Origin of the sequence: Emticicia sp. BO119 (genome assembly GCF_013912375.1) — a bacterium.
GTDB lineage: Bacteria > Bacteroidota > Bacteroidia > Cytophagales > Spirosomataceae > Emticicia.
Genome location: NZ_JACETV010000009.1, coordinates 184,199 through 201,598 on the forward strand (window position 1 = coordinate 184,199; position 17,400 = coordinate 201,598).

Consider the following 17,400-nt stretch of genomic DNA (forward strand, 5'->3'; position numbering starts at 1 on the left):
TTTTTAAAATAACTGCTGAGTATTTGACAATTAAAAATCTGACTATCAATTAATTACGAATTACAAATTGAAGTGATTTTTCTCAGGCAATTTTTGATATTATATATAATCTCCCCTTAATTTATTGTGTATTTTTAGTGTCATAGAGCAAATGACATAATAAATATTTGCGTCAAATTTTTCTAATCAATAAATTTACAATAAGCCACTAAAGAAAACTAAATCAAACGATCAGGCAATGTTTTTATTCTTATGTAACAGCGATTTATAAGGTTCAAATTCATTGTCTTAAGTATTTGATTTATAGGCATTTATTATAGCCATAATTTCCAAACCCATAACGTGCTTATCCCAAATGAATTTACTACTTACAGGAAAGTTCTTTACTGAACGAGCCGATTTCTTATTATGGTTAAGAAAAAATCATACCATAAATATTGAGTTAGACCCATCCGTAGTTTTTGAATTATTAGATAACCCTGATATTATTGTTGATGCCATTGTAATTGACGAGCATCTTTATTCTTCACCTAATCAAAGTATTGATTTTGCCTGGGGGCTTCACAGAAACTTTCCTGAAATCCCGACAATTATGATTATTTCCCCAAGAGATAATTATGAAGATATTTTTAATCTATATCAGAAAGGTGGTTTATTTGATGTTATCGAACGCTATCAGATTGACTCCAAAAGTCAGTTTGCAGCGTTTAAGGCAATTCTTTTCAGAATTGAACAATGTTTGAAACGTAATGTATTGATAAAGGATAAATTTGAAGAAAAAGTAATCCAGTTAAATAACGAACTTAATTTTGTAAAATCTGAGGTTTCTAAAGATATCCAATCAAAAGAGCACCAGACAATTGATTATTTACTTAGTTGCCTGCAATCTGAGAGGGAAATATTTACCCAGGAACGAGAAATTTTCCGTTCAATATTCTTTAAAAATGCTGATATCAAAGAAGAGAATATTCTTAAACGTATCCCCTATTTCGAAAAATCTTTTTTAGGAAAAAGTGAACGAATAAAAAAGTTTTTTGAAGAAACATTAAAGATCATATCTTCTGATAATAATATTTTGGTGTATGGCCAATCTGGTAAGGAAATTAAGGATCTGGCAACCTTTATCCATATTTTCAGAAATCTGTTCTATGAAGTACCATTTATTGAATTGGATTGTTCAGTCATCAGTAATCAAGACTTTCAACATGAGGCTTTTGGTCAATATAAAAGAATTCCTAATAATAGGTATGTAACCAATGACGGGAAGCAAAAGATAGGCAAATTAGAACAAGCAAATCAAGGGTTTCTTTTTATTAACCATATTGAACAATTAAACATCCATAATCAGGAGCTTTTATATAATGCCCTTAAAAATGGTTATATAATTCCAGTTGGCGGTTCTACCAAGGACCATCGGGTTGAAATAGAGTTTAACCTGATTGTCGGAAGTACTAAGAATTTATCAACAATGCTAAGTAAAGGCGAATTTAAGTGGCATCTGCTTAATTATATCCTTCAAGGAGAAGTACTGAAAATTCCGGGATTTCATGAACGAATGGATGATTTTAAATACATTTTACACTATACATTGATTAATGCCGGAACAAATATTGTTATAGATGAGTCAGCAATTCAATATCTTTCTAAGCAGGAATGGCCTGAAGGAATAATTTCAGTTGAGCATTTTGTAAAAGATTATTTATTAAGTTCAGAAAATAATGATTCAGTGGTTATTGACATTTTTAGAATAGAAAAACTATTTGGCAAGTATTGTCTAAACTTTGGTTTGAAAGAAGATACAAATCAAAATACTTTATACAAAATTCATTTGAACACGAAAACAATTAGTGCAGTGAGAAAGAATCTGGATTTGCTTGAAAAGACAGCAAATGACTATTTTGAAGACTTTGATATAATAAAAATTATTGATTTGGATAAGCTTGCTTATCGGGAATTTCATGACTTTATTGCGGAAAAGAAATCAGGGAGAGGAAGGAAAAGAACTAAAGAGTGTATGACAACAAATCGATATAAAATTTATCAGAATGGTAAAATCAATCAACAAAGACTTGCAATTAAATATTTGTTAACCCTACACCCTGAAAAATGGCGTTTGCTAAGAAGAGTAACTTTTTTCAATGATATATTAATTGAAAATACAGAGCTTTTTAAGAAAACAAATATTGCTACTGAAAAATCATCCATACTAAAACCGATTAATATAAATTACTGAGTTTTATTTTCGGACAATATTTTAGCAACAGATAAACCTTTTTCCGTAAGATTATAATACCCGTTTTTTAAAGCACCTTTAAATTCAATCAATCTGTTCTCTTTAAGTATTTTTATCTCTCTTGCAATGGTTTCTCTGGAAACCCCCAACTGCTTTATTAATATCTGGGTTGTGCTTGACCGGACCTGATTCAAAAATAAAATTATACTGATTAATCGTTCCTTTTTGGATTCGCTTAAATCTCCAAAAATGTCTAATGGATCATTATCAGGCTTTCCTTTTACTAAATGATTACTTATAAATGGAAATTGCCTGAACTGCTGTATTTGGTTAAGAAAAGTAGGAGGTTCTTCATTAAGATATTTTTCGATTTTAGACGCTTCATCTTCAATAGCATTTTTCTTGGTGATAGGTGGAATAGAGGTTAAAAAAGTAGGCCCATCATGAAACTGAGGTTTCTCGTCTGAAAACTGACTTACAAAAGCTGCAATTTTTTTTAATCCAAAACCTAACTCTTCTGCCAACCCTAATTCTCTCAAGAACCTTCCTATAATCGGATTCTTGGGTATAGGCTGATAGTTGCTCAGATCTATATTTTTATTCATTGCTGTTCTGTTACTATTAGCTGTAAAAGTGCCATCAAGATGGGTAATAGCAAATTTGGCAGGCAACCCAGAACTATAATCCTGATGAGTCAGAAAATTAATGAATACTTCTCTGTACATTAAATCCCGAATACCAACCCTTGTTGTATTATTAATAACAAAGAAATCAGGAAGATGCTTATGCACAAAGTCCATGAGGTGATAGTAAGTATCAATAAGATTCGTAGTAAATGTTTCCCTATCATAATACCCATCAAAGCCTTCTTTTTCTCTCAAAGCATCAATTCTGAAGCTCGGGAAGATCGCCCTAATTACTTCATTCTTACCAAAGAGTAATATGGCAGCTACAGTATATCCACTTTCCTTTGTCTCTAAATCAATTCTCCATAAACCCGAACTTTTCATTACTTCTTCAAAATCCATATTCAGCCACGGATGAGACGGGCGAGTCTGTAAAATCAGTTTCATCGCCTTGTTGTAAACATCCATATTAAAATGTCCTACATCAATATATCTGATTATTTTATTATCAGGATAATAGAATCTTTTTCGTTCTTGTAAACGAAGTTGGTCAGAAATATTCTCGACTGAAATATTGAGATTATCTCTTCGTTCATAAATATCATTCCCATTATTCGTTGTATGAACCGACTGACTATTAGGAATCTTTAAGTATAGAATCTTTTCGTTGTGATAGAAAACATTTTTTATCACAATCCGAGGTTTGGGATGAATTTTATTGGCATTATTAATTCCGGTTATAATACTCTTCTCAAGAATATTATATTCATTTTCAGTCAACCCTTTGATACTATTTTCAAATGAATAGGCAAACAGAATTTCACCTCCATTTGTATTCAAGAAAGCACATAGGGTATCAAAAAAATCAACTGGTAGTTTTCTTACGGTGCTCAATAATTGTGTTTGTTCATCATTACCTCTTTCAATTAAATAGTTAATGTAATCGTTTGAAAACATGTGAATTCTTTATATTTGTATCGATGTAAGGTCATAAGGGTACGGCACTCTACTTTAAATAGAATAATTTTTTGAGGAAATAATTTATAAGACGGTTAGGTGTATTATAGGTATAGTAGCATGACGAGTTGTAGCAAAAGTAATACTTCACTCAGTAAATTAATTATTAAATATATTGTCTTTTTATTAAATATTTTAATAAATACTCAGTATTTTTTTTAATAGCTATTTAACTTAGTAATAATAAACTAAAAACTTGCTTTATAATCAATAATACAAAAATGGCTAATTTGTCGACTTTAAAGTTAATTTTTGTATAATTTCTAACATAACCTCAGAATTCTTCTTTAGATTTGCTTGAAATTAATACTTAAGTACCTAACCAGATGAATTATTCTTCTTTGTTGCATGACAAAATTCTGTGTCAGGCTTCATCAAAAGAGATTAGTTGGATTGAAACAAAAGCCAACGAAAATTTATTATCATTGCAAACTGCATTTGTAGCTGCCCAAAGATTTATCCGTAAAGACATAGTGCAATCGGTTAGTCCGGTAAATTCTGTTTCATTCAATAACTGGACATTAGACAGACTTGTAAGAGTTTATTTTCTGACAAAATTAGATAGCTCAGACAAAGATTCATATATCAACGCTATTGATACCCTATTTGATACTGCTGAAAATAATGAGGCAGTGGCTTTAATTTCTGCTTTACCATTTCTGGCCTACCCTGAAAACTGGATGCTGCGCGCAACGAATGCAGTAAGATCAAATGTAGGCCCTGTCTTTGATGCGATTGCTTTTGAAAATCCATTCCCTAAAAAACATTTTTCTGAACCAGCATGGAATCAGTTAGTTTTAAAATGTATTTTTAATGATAAACCTATTAATAAGATAGAAGGCATAAGCGAAAGAGCGAATCAAGAATTAGCTGATTCTATTTCATATCTTGCTCATGAAAGATGGTCAGCAAGACGAAATATCCCAACCCAGGCCTGGCGTTTAGTAAGTAGTTTTGTAAATAAGGAAATATTGAAAGACATTCAGTATTTGTTTTCTTCTGAAAGTGAATCAGAAAAAATAGCTGCTGCTTTGGTTTGCTATGAATCAAACTTTCAGAAGGCCAAAGAAGAACTGAACAGACACGCTGATTTAAAGTTAAAAGCAGAAACCAAAGCGATTAACTGGGAATTACTTGAAAATTAAGGGTTGATTATTACTAAAATTATCACAAAAAAGATGTGTCAGAAACATTCAGAAATATCACAGAATCCTTCTCATTTTGAAGGAAGTGCCGAAGAATTGATTACCGCAACTAATATTCAGGTTAATTACTCGGAATATACTAAGGGAATGAAGTTTTTCGACCCTCATATTCATATGACATCACGTACAACTGATGATTATACTGCATTAATTGATGCAGGAGTAGTTGCAATTATTGAGCCTGCTTTTTGGTTAGGCCAACCTCGAACGGGATTATCTTCATTTAAAGACTATTTTAGTAGTCTGGTCGGCTGGGAAAGATTCCGTTCTTCGCAATTTGGTATAAAACATTATTGCACGATTGGTTTGAATTCTCGTGAAGCCAATAATGAATCATTGGCAGATCAAGTAATGGAACTATTACCTATTTTTATTTATAAAGAAGGCGTTGTTGGCGTAGGTGAAATAGGCTTCGATGATCAGACATCCGCTGAAGAGAAATATTACAGGCTCCAGTTAGAATTGGCTAAAGAGGCAAACTTACCTGTTCAGGTTCATACACCGCATAGGGATAAGAAAAAAGGCACAGAACTAAGTATGTCTATTGCTTTAGAACACGGACTTGATCCTGGTATGGTAATCATTGATCATAATAATGAAGAAACTGTTGAGAGTGTACTCGAAAAGGGTTTTTGGGCAGCATTTACAATTTATCCTTTCACAAAGATGGGTAACGAAAGGATGGTGGAAATTGTAAAAAAATATGGTTCAGAAAGAATAATGGTCAACTCTGCAGCTGATTGGGGAATAAGTGACCCTTTAGCAGTTCCTAAGACGGCAGCATTAATGAAAATCAAAGGAATTTCAGAGAATGATATTCGATTGGTTACTTATCAGAATGCCATTGATGCTTTTGCGCAAAGTGGCCAGATAGACATTACGGATTTTGAAAACCCGATGATAATTGACCAAAGCCTCAAGTATAATGGTAATACGGTACTCCGTGGAGGGCAGATTCCCAGAATCGAAAAAAACTCAATTATTATCAGTTAAAAATATCATTGCCCATGAAAGTACAGAACAATTCTATTTATTAGAATTTGCACTTTTGAACAAATATCAAAGCATTGAAAATAAAGCCCTATTTACAACTAACACGACCTGCAAATATTATAACAGCTATTTCAGATATTCTGGCTGGAACTGCTATTGCCGGATTTTCATTTTCATTCTATCAAATTGAAATATGGAAAGTTATTTTTTTGTGTTTTGCAACCATTGGATTATATGGCGGAGGAATAGTTTTCAATGATATTTTTGATTTAGAATTAGATCGTATTGAGCGACCGGAAAGGGCTATTCCAAGTGGTAAAGTAAGTAAAAGCAATGCAATTTTTTTTGGTATTTTATTGTTATTATCTGGCGTATTATTCGCCTGGTCAAATTCACTAACCAGTGCTGCTATTGCATTTTTAATAGCAATTTGCGCATTGGTTTATGATAAGTATGGCAAACATCATACCTTTTTTGGGCCAATAAATATGGGTCTTTGCAGGGGTGGGAATCTGATATTAGGCATGAGTATAATAGAATCTTCAATCGGCCAATGGGGATTACTTAGTATTTTGCCAGTTTGCTATATTGCAGCAATAACAATGATCAGCCGTGGAGAAGTGCATGGTGGGAATAAAAATACCCTCTATTTTGCATCAATTTTATACATAGTGGTGAGTTGCGTACAATTATATGTTTCTTTTAAATTAGGGAATGTTCTATTGGCAGTTCCTTTTATATTTTTACATATTTATCTGATTTTCAAGCCTTTACTTATAGCAATAAACAGCCCAATTGGACCCAATATTGGTAAAGCTGTGAAAGCGGGAGTTTTGTCATTGATTGTCATGAATGCTGCTTGGGTAAGTGTTTCAGGCAACATAATTTTTGCTTTGCTGGTACTTTGCCTACTCCCTGTTTCAATAAGTTTAGCAAAGTATTTTGCAGTGACCTAAGCACATAAGGTAATTTTTGTTATTTTTATTTTTAATCTTTCAATGAGTGTAATACATCAAGCGTTTCAGGTTCCTTATTCATTCAATATCATTTTCACAAAAAGTCTATTTTCATCAAATAATAAAGAACTTCTCAATTTCTTATCAAATTTCGGTGAAACAAGTTTTCAGAAAAAGATTCTGTTTTTGATTGATGAAGGTGTTTACGAAAAGCATTCTTATTTAATTGATTCAATTAAAAACTATTTTCGAAGCCAGAATCAAATTTCGCTGGCAGAAGAAATTCTTATTTTGCCTGGTGGGGAGCCTGTAAAAAACGATAGTCAGTATTTAGATAAAACTTTGCACGCTATCAATAAATTTGGCATTGACCGACACTCATTTGTAGCGGCTATTGGTGGTGGGGCTTTTCTTGATATGGTTGGTTATGCTTCATGTATAGCCCACCGCGGAGTTAAACACATTCGTATTCCAACCACAGTTCTTTCACAGAATGATTCTGGTGTAGGGGTTAAGAATGGTATTAATTTTTCAGGGAAGAAAAATTTTTTAGGAACATTCTCTCCTCCTGTTGCTGTTTTCAATGACTCAGACTTTTTAACCACATTATCAGATAGGGATTGGCGATCTGGTATTTCAGAAGCTATTAAAGTTGCGTTAATTAAAGATCTTGAGTTTTTTGAATGGCTCGAAGAAAACGCTCAGGCTATGGCGAACCGGGAAATAGAGATAATGAGCAAACAGATTTTCCGATCAGCTGCTTTGCATACCAATCATATTTCAAGTGGCGACCCTTTTGAAATGGGATCAGCCAGACCACTTGATTTTGGGCATTGGGCTGCGCATAAAATAGAATATTTAAGTAATTTTGAGATCAGGCATGGCGAGGCTGTTGCTATTGGAATAGCGCTTGATTCTATATATTCGCAATTGCTCGGTTTTATCACAGATCAGGAAACTAATAGAATTATTCAATTACTTAAAAAAGTAGGTTTTATACTTTATCATGAATCCCTTGAAGAAAATGATAAGATGAATCTATGGGAAGGTTTAAATGAATTCAGAGAGCATTTAGGCGGGCGCTTAACTATAACAATATTAGAGAAATTAGGAAAAGGCAAAGAGATTCACGAAGTTGATTTTGATTTGATGAAACTCGCTGTTGACCGTTTGAAATTAACAATTGATTAGACTATGAATACCTTATATGGTCATTTAAGCTATTGTAGTAATATTCACCCGGGAGAAGACTGGAAAGAGCATTTTGAGGTTCTGAAAAACAGCATTCCCCAGATTAAAGCCGAAGTTTGCCCCGATGCATCAATGGGAATAGGGCTTAGATTGGCAAATCAGGCAAGTATTGATTTATCAGAAAGTCAAAATTTTGAAACTTTCAAAAAATGGCTTTTAGATAATAAATGCTATGTTTTTACAATGAATGGTTTTCCATACGGTGACTTCCATAATATAGTTGTAAAAGACAAAGTCCATGCACCTGATTGGACCACACCAGAAAGAACAGATTACACTATAAGGTTATTCAGGTTATTGGCAAAACTTTTGCCTGATAATTTATATGAAGGTGGGGTTTCTACTTCACCTCTCTCCTATCGTTATTGGTGGCCAACTGAACCCGCTTTGGAAGAAGCCATCCTAAATGCAACTAAAAATATAGTGTCAGTTGTTGAAGCATTAATTGAAATAAAAGAAACTACTGGAAAAACGTTACATCTTGATATAGAGCCTGAACCTGACGGAATTCTTGAAAACTCCAATGAGTTTATTGATTGGTATAATACATATTTACTTCCTTTAGGAGTAGAATATTTCCAATCAAAGGGTTTTTCATCAGAAAACGCGACAGAGGCAATCAAAACACATATACAATTATGCTATGATGTTTGTCATTTTGCGGTAGGCTTTGAAGCACCAGAAGAGGTAATTAAGAAATTAGATTTTCAAGGTTTGAAAGTAGGAAAAATACAGATAAGTTCAGCACTGAAGGTTGATTTTTCGACTCAGGTTCAGGAAAAACTTCAAATGATTGCCAAGTATAATGAACCAACCTATTTGCATCAGGTTGTAGCAAAAAAGAAGGATGGTTCATTTGTCAAATTTCCTGATTTGAATGAAGCAATTGCAGGATTCAACGATGAAATCATTTCGTGGAGAGTGCATTTTCATGTTCCGTTGTTCTTAGAACAATATGGATTGTTGGAATCAACCCAGACAGATATAATTAAAACCCTAAATCTTCATAAAGAAAAAAATTTTACAAAGCATCTTGAAATAGAAACTTACACTTGGGGAGTTTTACCTAAAGAATTCCAACTTCCACTTAATGAGTCAATTGCAAGGGAAATTAATTGGGTAAAGGAAATACTTTGAAGCTTTTTTTTATAATTCAGACGCTCTTGTTATTATAATATAGGTCTTATTTAATTGATCTACCAGAAAATTATTTCTGTATATACAATGCAAAAAACAGTAATTATTAATATTGTTGGTTTAAGTACCAGTATAATTGGTGAATATACACCGTTCCTGAAAAAATATATTGAAAAGAACCAACTGACATATATTAGGCCTGCCTTTCCGGCACTTACTACCACTTCACAAAGTTGTTATCTAACAGGAAAAAACCCAGATGAACATGGCATAGTAGGTAACGGTTGGTATGACCATGAGGCCTGCGAAATGAAATTCTGGAAACAGTCTAATAAACTCGTTCAGTCTGAGAAAATATGGGAAGCTGCCCGTAAAAAAGACCCTGAGTTTACTGTTTCAAAGATGTTCTGGTGGTATAATATGTATTCAACCGCAGATTTTTCGGCTACTCCTCGCCCACAATATCATTCAGATGGAGTAAAAGTACCAGATTGTTATACTTATCCCGCAGATTTAAGAGATAAATTACAAACAAAGTTCGGCACTTTTCCTCTGTTTAAATTCTGGGGGCCCAATACAAGTATAGACTGCTCAAAATGGATTGCTAATGCTTCTATAGAGGTAGACAAAGAGAATAATCCAACTCTAACATTAATATATCTTCCACATCTGGATTACTGTTTACAAAAATTTGGTGTTGATTTTGATAAAATATCTAAAGATCTGCTTGAAATAGACAGTTTGGTAGAGGAATTGGTGAATTATTATGAACAAAATAATGCACATATTATTCTTCTTTCTGAATATGGGATAAACAATGTGAATCGCCCAATTCATATTAACAGGATTCTAAGAGAGAATAATTTACTTTCGGTAAGAGTAGAAAGCGGACTTGAATTGCTTGATTGCGGAGCTTCCAAAGCTTTTGCTGCTTCAGACCATCAGATTGCGCATATCTATATTAATGATTTAAGCCAGAAAGAACAAATTAAAGAGATTTTATCGAAGATTGAAGGAATTGAATTAATAATGGATGAGGAGGAAAAAAGAAAATACAAAATTAATCACTCAAGAGCCGGAGATCTGGTTTTAATGGCAAAGGCTGATAGCTGGTTTACTTATTATTACTGGTTTGATGACAAAGTAGCACCTGATTTTGCAAGAAGTGTTGATATTCATAACAAACCAGGTTATGACCCCGTAGAAATGTTCATGAATCCGGATAACCCATTTATTAAATTAAGAGCCGGCTACAAATTAGCTCGAAAGTTATTAGGTTTCAGATATAGAATGGATGTCATTCCACTTAATGCTAATCTTATCAAAGGCTCGCATGGTACATTTAGGATTGGCAAAGAATATTATCCGGTGCTGATAAGTAATCAAAAAGTTGATAAAGAAATTGCTGCTACCGATGTTTATAACGTTATTTGGAACAGTATTTTTAAATAATACTTCTGATTTTTTAAAGAATTATCTCAGGATTTTGATCTTACTCTTATATTTATAAATGCTTCAGATCACAATAACTGTGCTAATCTACCTGTTGCAAAATCTATTCCTATAATAGATTTCGCAACTTTAGTTTGAAGCGAGATTAGTTTTTGTTGCGCATCGAAAAGCTTATTTTCACGGCTATTTACCAAAAAAAGAGTGCTTTCACCATTAATAAATTTGGTAAGTTCTCCCTGATATAGGCGTTGATAATTAGCAACTGTTTGTTGGTAAATTTCAAATTGCCGTTTAAGTTGTACAGCATCGTTAAAATACTTATTTACTTTATTCTGTAACTCTGTAAACAGGATACGATTCTCCCATGTCTGTTGAGTTATCTTAAGATTAGCTTTGCGATATTCAGCTCGTGCTTCACGTAAAAATAATGGAATACCAATAGTAAAACCCCATTTATAATTATTTTGAAAAAGATTCGGCTCATTAAAAAAAGTGTAATCTTTATTCAGCATATTATAGTTAAGATTAAAAGTTGGCAACAGGCTCTGAAATTTGAGTTGTTTTTCTATTGACAGAACATTACTTTTTATCTGTGCCTGTTCCAGTTTGGGGTGTGTGATAAGTTTATTGAGATAATCGCTTAATGGCATTAAGGGTTGATTAGGAGTATTGGCTTCTGGTTGCACCCCAACCGGTAATTGATAGGCCTGCTGGTTTTCAAGCCACAAGTAATTACCCAACTCAAAACCGGCGTTGTTAAGAATCTGTATGGATTCTGCTTGAAGAAATTCGAAACTCTGTAATTGAGCTAATGTTTCAACTGTATCGATTGCCGGACGATCCCCAAGTTTTACACCATTTTTGATAAACTGATACCGCTCCTGGTTAATGCCTAACAGACTATCTGCAAGTTGCTTTTGAAAAAAAGCATTCTGCCATTCGTAGTATGCACTTGTTGCTTCATAGAGGAGGTCATTCAACATTAGTTGTTGTTCTTCTTCCGAATAAGCTATCATTTCCCGCGCTTGCTTAACAACAGCCCTCCTTTTATCTATAAGTAACCCTTTACCTAATGTAACCTGAGCTCCTATAAAGCTACTTCTTCCTTTTGTAAGCTCAGTAGCAGTATATTGTCCTTGATTATTTTCAGTACCGGCCTTAAAATCTATTCCATACCAGGTAGGTATTTTGAGTTCTGAATTTAAATAACTATAGTACTGTTTCCCCCCAAATATTTTTTCATTTTTATTAAAGTAAACTGAGGGGTCAAATGCCCCTTGTGCACTTTGAAGTTCAGCTTTGGCTATATCAGTTTTTAGGTAGGCCTGCTTTGCGACTGGATGATATTTTTTGACAATACTGATAAATTCTGAGTAAATCAGTTTTTCCTGAGCCAAACAATACGGGCTACAACTTAGAAAAGTGATTATAAAAAATAATATCTTTTGCATTTTTCTATTAATATTCTCGATTCAAGCCAAAAGGTAAGAAAACCTCTCTGCTTTTGCTCATTCAAATCATTATTTGACATCGAAGGAAATTAGTTTAATTTATTACCTGTTTTTTACCAGATTTACCTGAATTAGGCTCCTGATAATATTCGGGTGGAAAACCATTAATATTACGCCAGACTTCATAGCCCAACGGAACATCTTTTAATAAAATAAAAGTATCGGTAGCTGTGCCGAGTCTCAGAACTTGTGGCCATGGCCGTTCATTAGGATCTGGTTTTACCAATACTCTGAAATTACCACTGGCCGCATCTATATTGTTAGAAATAGCGGTAATAACTCCTCTGAAAGTCCCATATGACTGCGTTGGCCAACCACTGAAAACAATAGCTGGAAAACCATCAAAAATCACATTAACCTTTCTACCAGGTTGTAACAAGGTAATATCAAGTGGTTTTACAAAAATCTCAATAGCCATATCAGTTTGATCTGGTACAACCTGTACCAACTCCTCCCCCTCTTTTACAATCTCTCCAATACCAGCTTTGTTTGCTCGGGTTATTTGTCCGGTTTGAGGAGCAATTACATAATACAACTCATTCCGTAGTTTATAACTACTATATTGATTTTGGAGCTTGGCAATGTCTGCATCACCACTTGCTACCTGAGAAAGTGATTGATAGCGCTCTCCTCGACTTTTAGAGATTTTCTCAATATATTCCTGATTAACAGCATTAAGCTCCAATGAAAGATTAATTAAATCTTGTTTTGAGTTCATGAATTTGATTTCATTACCCGTACGTTTGGCTAACGCATTCTGGAATGTCTGATTTCGCTGTTCAAATTGTGTGAGTGATACTAAACCTTGTTCATAAAGCTGTTTCTGTCGTTTCAATTGTTCATTAGCAATTGAGAAATCATTTCTTGCTGCGAGCATATCCATACTATCCGCTTGTATTTTAGCTTTAGTCTGAGATATTTTATTGTTTATCTGAGCTACTTTCAATCGCTGTGCCTCTTCCATTGCCCTTATTTGTTCATTAGTAGTGTTAGCTTTGCTCAGATAATTTTCGTTAGCAATTTCTTTGGCATTAATCTGCTGACGAGTACGGTCAATTAGATTCGGGTCAAGGTATTCAACCTTGACCTCATGAAGATAAGCAATGGTATCTCCTTTTTTTATCAAGTCTCCTTCTTTTACATACCATTTCATTACTCGTCCGGTAATTGCGCTGTAAACCCCTTGCTGTCTCTGTTCCTGACGAAGAGTTGTAACTTTCCCCCTGCTCTTAATATTTTGAGTCCAAGGCAAAAAGGCAGCAAAAACCATTAAACCTAACAATGAATATGCCCAGTACTTTACTTTACTTTGCCGATTAATAAAATAAATATCCCTGAACGATTTGGGCTGTTTAGTTAAATCTTCCTGTTCAAAAACTGTATCAATATATTTCATAACTGTTTCTTAATTTTGAGAATTCCACACCTGAAAATTAACTGCAAATTGATTTGCACAAAAAATGAAACCTACAAAGTATGTTTACAATCAGGCTAAATGCATAAGACTTTTAATTTATTTATCGAAAAGCCATAGATTCGATTAAGACGATTTTACATCAATAATTTTGCTGAAATATTCCTGGATTCCTTCTTGCTCTGATGCAACTATTACAGTTATTGGTAAGCCGATGATATATTCAGCAACTTTCTTGCGTTTGGCTTTATTAAGATTTTTAAATGGTTCGTCGAGTATCATTAGCTGACAAGGCTGAACAAAAGTGCGAAGTAATAAAATTTCCTGGACAAGATGTGAAGGCAATTTAGCACCTTTAGTAAACAGGAGTGTGGAAAAGCCCTTTTCAAATTCTTCAATAAATCCTGTAAAACCTAACTCTTTTATTAGATGATTTGTAGTTTCGGGCTTCACATCAGGATTTCCAATCGTAATGTTTTCCCAAAGCGTCCCGTTAAAGATTTCATTCTGTCCGCTCAGGTAGTTAACATTTTTACGAAAACTCTGCATTTCATAATTATCAACAGGAATATCATTAATCAAAATACTTCCGGTATGTTCTGATAAATTATTACTAATAAGTTTCAGAATCGTACTTGTTCCTATGCCTGAAACTGTTTTATTTAAGAGTATTTTTTCTCTTGGCTCTACTCTAAAAGATATTCCATTGAGTAACTGATTATTAACCGTATAGGAGAAATTAACTTTCTTGAATTCTACACTTAACGGAATTTTTGCATTTAAAATAAGACTGCCGTTAGACTCAGTAGGCGTTTGTAATACTTTATTCAGTTTCTCAACTGCGGTTAATACATCATATACAATATCAATGCTTGTGATAAGTTTTTCTACCGACGCCATGATGGCTATTATCACGATTTCAGCAGCAATAAACTGCCCTATATTAATTAAATTATTAAGCAGGAGCAAACAACCAATAATCAGCATTGCGGCTGTAAGAACTACCTTAAATACCACAAGACTCCAGTATTGTGTGGTCAGGATACCGAAGTGGTGTGTCCTGTTTTGCAAGTATCCTTGCGTATATTCATCTGTCTTCTGGATATTGAGTTTTGTGTATTCAAAGTTTTTAAACGTATTCTGGGTCCGGCTTATTTCCTGAAGCCATGCAGCCACTTTGTATTTGAAATCACTCTCTTTTAAGCTGGTTTCGAGCCCCCTTTCAGAACTTAATCTAAATATCAGATAAACAATTAAAAGAAGTAAAGCGCCAAAGGCAATAAAAATAGAATGATAAAATGACAATAGCAAAATACCAAAAAGTATCTGTATAAAAGCCGTTGGAACATCAAGCAATAATTTAGATAAACCTTTTTGCAAGTTTATTGTATCGAAAAAACGATTCGTTAATTCTGGCAAATAATATCCCTCAGTGGCTTCAGGACGAATTTTAGGCAGAGTATCTGAATAGGCAAAAGCATAGCGCACAAATATTTTTTGCTGAATCTTTTCGCTGAGCTTCATTTGATTAATCTGCAAAAAACCAACGAAGAAAACACTGATAATGACCAAGCAGATTAGCACCACCAAAGATGTGGAAGCAGTATTATACATTACAAAATTTATGATTGACTGGATACCCAAAGGCAATACTAATTGGATTATACCAGAAAGAATGGCATAGAAATAAAGAGAGCTAATATCTTGTTTATCAAGTTTTAGCAGGTTAATAATTCTTATAAAAGGGTGGATAGGATTAGTATCAGCCATATGATTTCAATAATTTTCACAAAGGTAAGAAAAATTCTTAAATGATAGTAACACTATTATAGTAAAGTTTAATACTATTAATTATTGTATAATCACTATTAATTATTAATTTTGTTTAAAATTTTTCAATATGGAATATCAGTTAAATTTTAGAGTAAATAACAATATATATATTCGGGATCCAGAAAGTAGTGAATTAGGAAAAGAAATTGTAAGGAAGGCGATTGAATTAATTTATGAAATTGGTTACGAACATTTTACTTTTAAAAAACTTGCCACAGAGGTTGGTACAACCGAAGCAAGCATTTACAGATATTTTAAAAATAAGCACTTTCTATTAGTTTATATTTTGAATTGGTACTGGAGTTATCTGGAATTTCTGGTAATGTTCCAATTAAAAAATATAAATGACCCTCAACTTAAAATAAGGAAGGTAATAGAACTACTTACCCGAGAGCTACCAACAGATTCTGGTCGAATAAAATATAATATTTCTTTTCTGAATCAGATTGTAATTACTGAAAGTAGTAAAGTGTATCTTGTAAAAGAAATCAAGGAGATTAATCAGGCTGAAGTTTTTAAACAATTTAAAGACCTATGCAATACTATTTCAACTATTGTGTTGGAGCTAAACCCTCAATATCCATATCCACATTCCTTGAGCAGCACGCTCATAGAAACTTCTCATAATCAACAGTTTTTTAGCTCAAATTTAAAAAGACTCACAGATGTAAAAACTAATGAAGACGTTTCAGGATATGTTGCTGCATATCTTGAAGATCTGGTTTTTCGAGTGTTGAAATAAATATTGTGAGAATTAAATTTGAAAGTAAATTTAGAATTATTATTTCTGAATGAATAGATTTTAGAAATTCATAGTAAAGCTCACACCATATTGAGGCAATGATTTAAGCTCTCCCTCACCCAGATTCTGATAAACAGGGAGTTTATAGGAAACACCTACATTAAATCTGAGGTAATATAATTCAAGTCCGGAATTGGCCATTGCCGCAATACCTCCCGTCTGTGAATTTCGTTTTCCTTCTTTTAAATCCCGAAAACCATAATCCACTATAGCTCCAACATTCGGCATAACAGAAAAAGCTCCCCAGGCTTTGGAGTAAAAGGCAGTCATTGAACCATTCATTCGATTTCCAAAACGGTATTTATCATTGCTTCTGGTTGAGATTCTCCCGCCAATTTCTGTGTTTAAACCCCAGTTATGAAATTTAATCGTATGAATGGCACTTAACAGGAAATCGGTACTACCTGTACCTAACTGAAAATTCGGGTTGATTTCATTTTCATACCCATACTCAAATTTTCCTGTAGCCAGTTTCACGCCGCCACCGATCATCAGACTTTGATAAAAATGGCTGGTATTGGTTGTATCCTGAAAAGTATTGAACACATTTATATGTGCAAGCACAATTGCATCTCCAATCCCATTTTTCAAAGTCTCGGTCTTACTGTTTAACAATAGCTGATAATTGGAATTGTACGGAAGAAATGCCATTATTTGAAGATTTTTGACCGGGTAAAATCTCGCCCATAATTCGGCTGTTTGAAAAGTCTCACGGGTCTTTAGCAATATACTGTTAAGATGCGAATCATAACTACGATATCGATACCTTAGCCCAATAAATTGTGTACCTGCCCGAGGTGTAAGCCCAACGAAGGCACTCCCATTGGCGCAGCCACAAATATCACAGGCAAGGGTATCAAACTGGCTGATTATCAACAATACAATGAATATTTTTTTCATATCTTTTATCTACAAATTCACTAATTTTAATCGCGTAATTGCTTGTTTTTCTATTTCCCAACACTGGAAG

The 17,400-nt window shown here is 33.6% G+C and carries 13 protein-coding genes; 8 read left to right on the forward strand and 5 right to left on the reverse strand.

Annotation, left to right across the window (positions count from 1 at the left end; all coding sequences use genetic code 11):
* The first annotated feature begins 355 nt into the window (after positions 1-355).
* Entirely contained in the window at positions 356-2,233 is a 1,878-nt protein-coding gene (locus tag H1R81_RS23545; RefSeq protein WP_181843198.1) for a sigma 54-interacting transcriptional regulator, read from the forward strand.
* On the opposite strand, the gene H1R81_RS23550 is transcribed toward H1R81_RS23545, so the two are convergent.
* Entirely contained in the window at positions 2,227-3,816 is a 1,590-nt protein-coding gene (locus tag H1R81_RS23550; protein ID WP_181843199.1) for an RNA-binding domain-containing protein, read from the reverse strand. The genes H1R81_RS23545 and H1R81_RS23550 overlap by 7 nt on opposite strands.
* Before the next feature lie 386 nt (positions 3,817-4,202).
* Here H1R81_RS23550 and H1R81_RS23555 point away from each other — a divergent pair, with 386 nt between their 5' ends.
* The 6 genes from H1R81_RS23555 (at position 4,203) to H1R81_RS23580 (ending at position 10,870) form a co-directional block, all read left to right on the forward strand.
* Positions 4,203-5,021: an EboA domain-containing protein gene (locus H1R81_RS23555; protein WP_181843200.1), complete on the forward strand. Its 819-nt coding sequence runs from the start codon at positions 4,203-4,205 to the stop codon at positions 5,019-5,021.
* A gap of 33 nt (positions 5,022-5,054) precedes the next feature.
* Entirely contained in the window at positions 5,055-6,074 is a 1,020-nt protein-coding gene (locus H1R81_RS23560; protein ID WP_181843201.1) for a TatD family hydrolase, read from the forward strand.
* 74 nt (positions 6,075-6,148) lie between these two features.
* Positions 6,149-7,030 carry a UbiA-like protein EboC gene (eboC, locus tag H1R81_RS23565; RefSeq protein ID WP_181843202.1) on the forward strand — a complete coding sequence of 294 codons (882 nt, stop codon included), beginning with the start codon at positions 6,149-6,151 and terminating at the stop codon, positions 7,028-7,030.
* A 42-nt stretch (positions 7,031-7,072) separates the two neighbouring features.
* Complete coding sequence (locus tag H1R81_RS23570; RefSeq protein WP_181843203.1) at positions 7,073-8,221, forward strand: 3-dehydroquinate synthase; 1,149 nt, start codon at positions 7,073-7,075, stop codon at positions 8,219-8,221.
* Between the two features lie 3 nt (positions 8,222-8,224).
* A complete protein-coding gene (eboE, locus tag H1R81_RS23575) occupies positions 8,225-9,418 on the forward strand; it encodes a metabolite traffic protein EboE (protein ID WP_181843204.1) in 1,194 nt (397 codons plus the stop codon).
* Between the two features lie 87 nt (positions 9,419-9,505).
* On the forward strand, positions 9,506-10,870 hold the full coding sequence (locus H1R81_RS23580; RefSeq protein WP_181843205.1) for an alkaline phosphatase family protein: 1,365 nt from the start codon (positions 9,506-9,508) through the stop codon (positions 10,868-10,870).
* A 68-nt stretch (positions 10,871-10,938) separates the two neighbouring features.
* Here H1R81_RS23580 and H1R81_RS23585 read toward each other — a convergent pair whose 3' ends face one another.
* From H1R81_RS23585 to H1R81_RS23595, 3 genes are all read right to left on the reverse strand, one after another.
* Positions 10,939-12,321, reverse strand: a complete 1,383-nt coding sequence (locus H1R81_RS23585; RefSeq protein ID WP_181843206.1) for a TolC family protein — start codon at positions 12,319-12,321, stop codon at positions 10,939-10,941.
* 94 nt (positions 12,322-12,415) lie between these two features.
* Complete coding sequence (locus H1R81_RS23590) at positions 12,416-13,777, reverse strand: HlyD family secretion protein (RefSeq protein ID WP_181843207.1); 1,362 nt, start codon at positions 13,775-13,777, stop codon at positions 12,416-12,418.
* A 144-nt stretch (positions 13,778-13,921) separates the two neighbouring features.
* Entirely contained in the window at positions 13,922-15,565 is a 1,644-nt protein-coding gene (locus H1R81_RS23595; RefSeq protein WP_181843208.1) for an ATP-binding cassette domain-containing protein, read from the reverse strand.
* A 130-nt stretch (positions 15,566-15,695) separates the two neighbouring features.
* Between H1R81_RS23595 and H1R81_RS23600 the strand changes: the two genes are divergently transcribed.
* Complete coding sequence (locus tag H1R81_RS23600; RefSeq protein WP_181843209.1) at positions 15,696-16,370, forward strand: TetR/AcrR family transcriptional regulator; 675 nt, start codon at positions 15,696-15,698, stop codon at positions 16,368-16,370.
* Between the two features lie 60 nt (positions 16,371-16,430).
* Here the strand turns inward: H1R81_RS23600 and H1R81_RS23605 are convergent, their stop codons facing one another.
* Positions 16,431-17,330, reverse strand: coding sequence for a hypothetical protein (locus H1R81_RS23605; protein ID WP_181843210.1), 900 nt, complete (start codon positions 17,328-17,330; stop codon positions 16,431-16,433).
* Positions 17,331-17,400 lie beyond the last annotated feature (70 nt).

Coding starts and splice junctions, on each gene's coding strand:
- H1R81_RS23550 (WP_181843199.1), bottom strand. CDS start 3,816: ATGTTTTCAAACGATTACATTAACTATTTAATTGAAAGAGGTAATGAT.
- eboE (WP_181843204.1), top strand. CDS start 8,225: ATGAATACCTTATATGGTCATTTAAGCTATTGTAGTAATATTCACCCG.
- H1R81_RS23560 (WP_181843201.1), top strand. CDS start 5,055: ATGTGTCAGAAACATTCAGAAATATCACAGAATCCTTCTCATTTTGAA.
- H1R81_RS23545 (WP_181843198.1), top strand. CDS start 356: ATGAATTTACTACTTACAGGAAAGTTCTTTACTGAACGAGCCGATTTC.
- H1R81_RS23570 (WP_181843203.1), top strand. CDS start 7,073: ATGAGTGTAATACATCAAGCGTTTCAGGTTCCTTATTCATTCAATATC.
- H1R81_RS23585 (WP_181843206.1), bottom strand. CDS start 12,321: ATGCAAAAGATATTATTTTTTATAATCACTTTTCTAAGTTGTAGCCCG.
- H1R81_RS23600 (WP_181843209.1), top strand. CDS start 15,696: ATGGAATATCAGTTAAATTTTAGAGTAAATAACAATATATATATTCGG.
- H1R81_RS23555 (WP_181843200.1), top strand. CDS start 4,203: ATGAATTATTCTTCTTTGTTGCATGACAAAATTCTGTGTCAGGCTTCA.
- H1R81_RS23590 (WP_181843207.1), bottom strand. CDS start 13,777: ATGAAATATATTGATACAGTTTTTGAACAGGAAGATTTAACTAAACAG.
- H1R81_RS23605 (WP_181843210.1), bottom strand. CDS start 17,330: ATGAAAAAAATATTCATTGTATTGTTGATAATCAGCCAGTTTGATACC.
- H1R81_RS23595 (WP_181843208.1), bottom strand. CDS start 15,565: ATGGCTGATACTAATCCTATCCACCCTTTTATAAGAATTATTAACCTG.
- H1R81_RS23580 (WP_181843205.1), top strand. CDS start 9,506: ATGCAAAAAACAGTAATTATTAATATTGTTGGTTTAAGTACCAGTATA.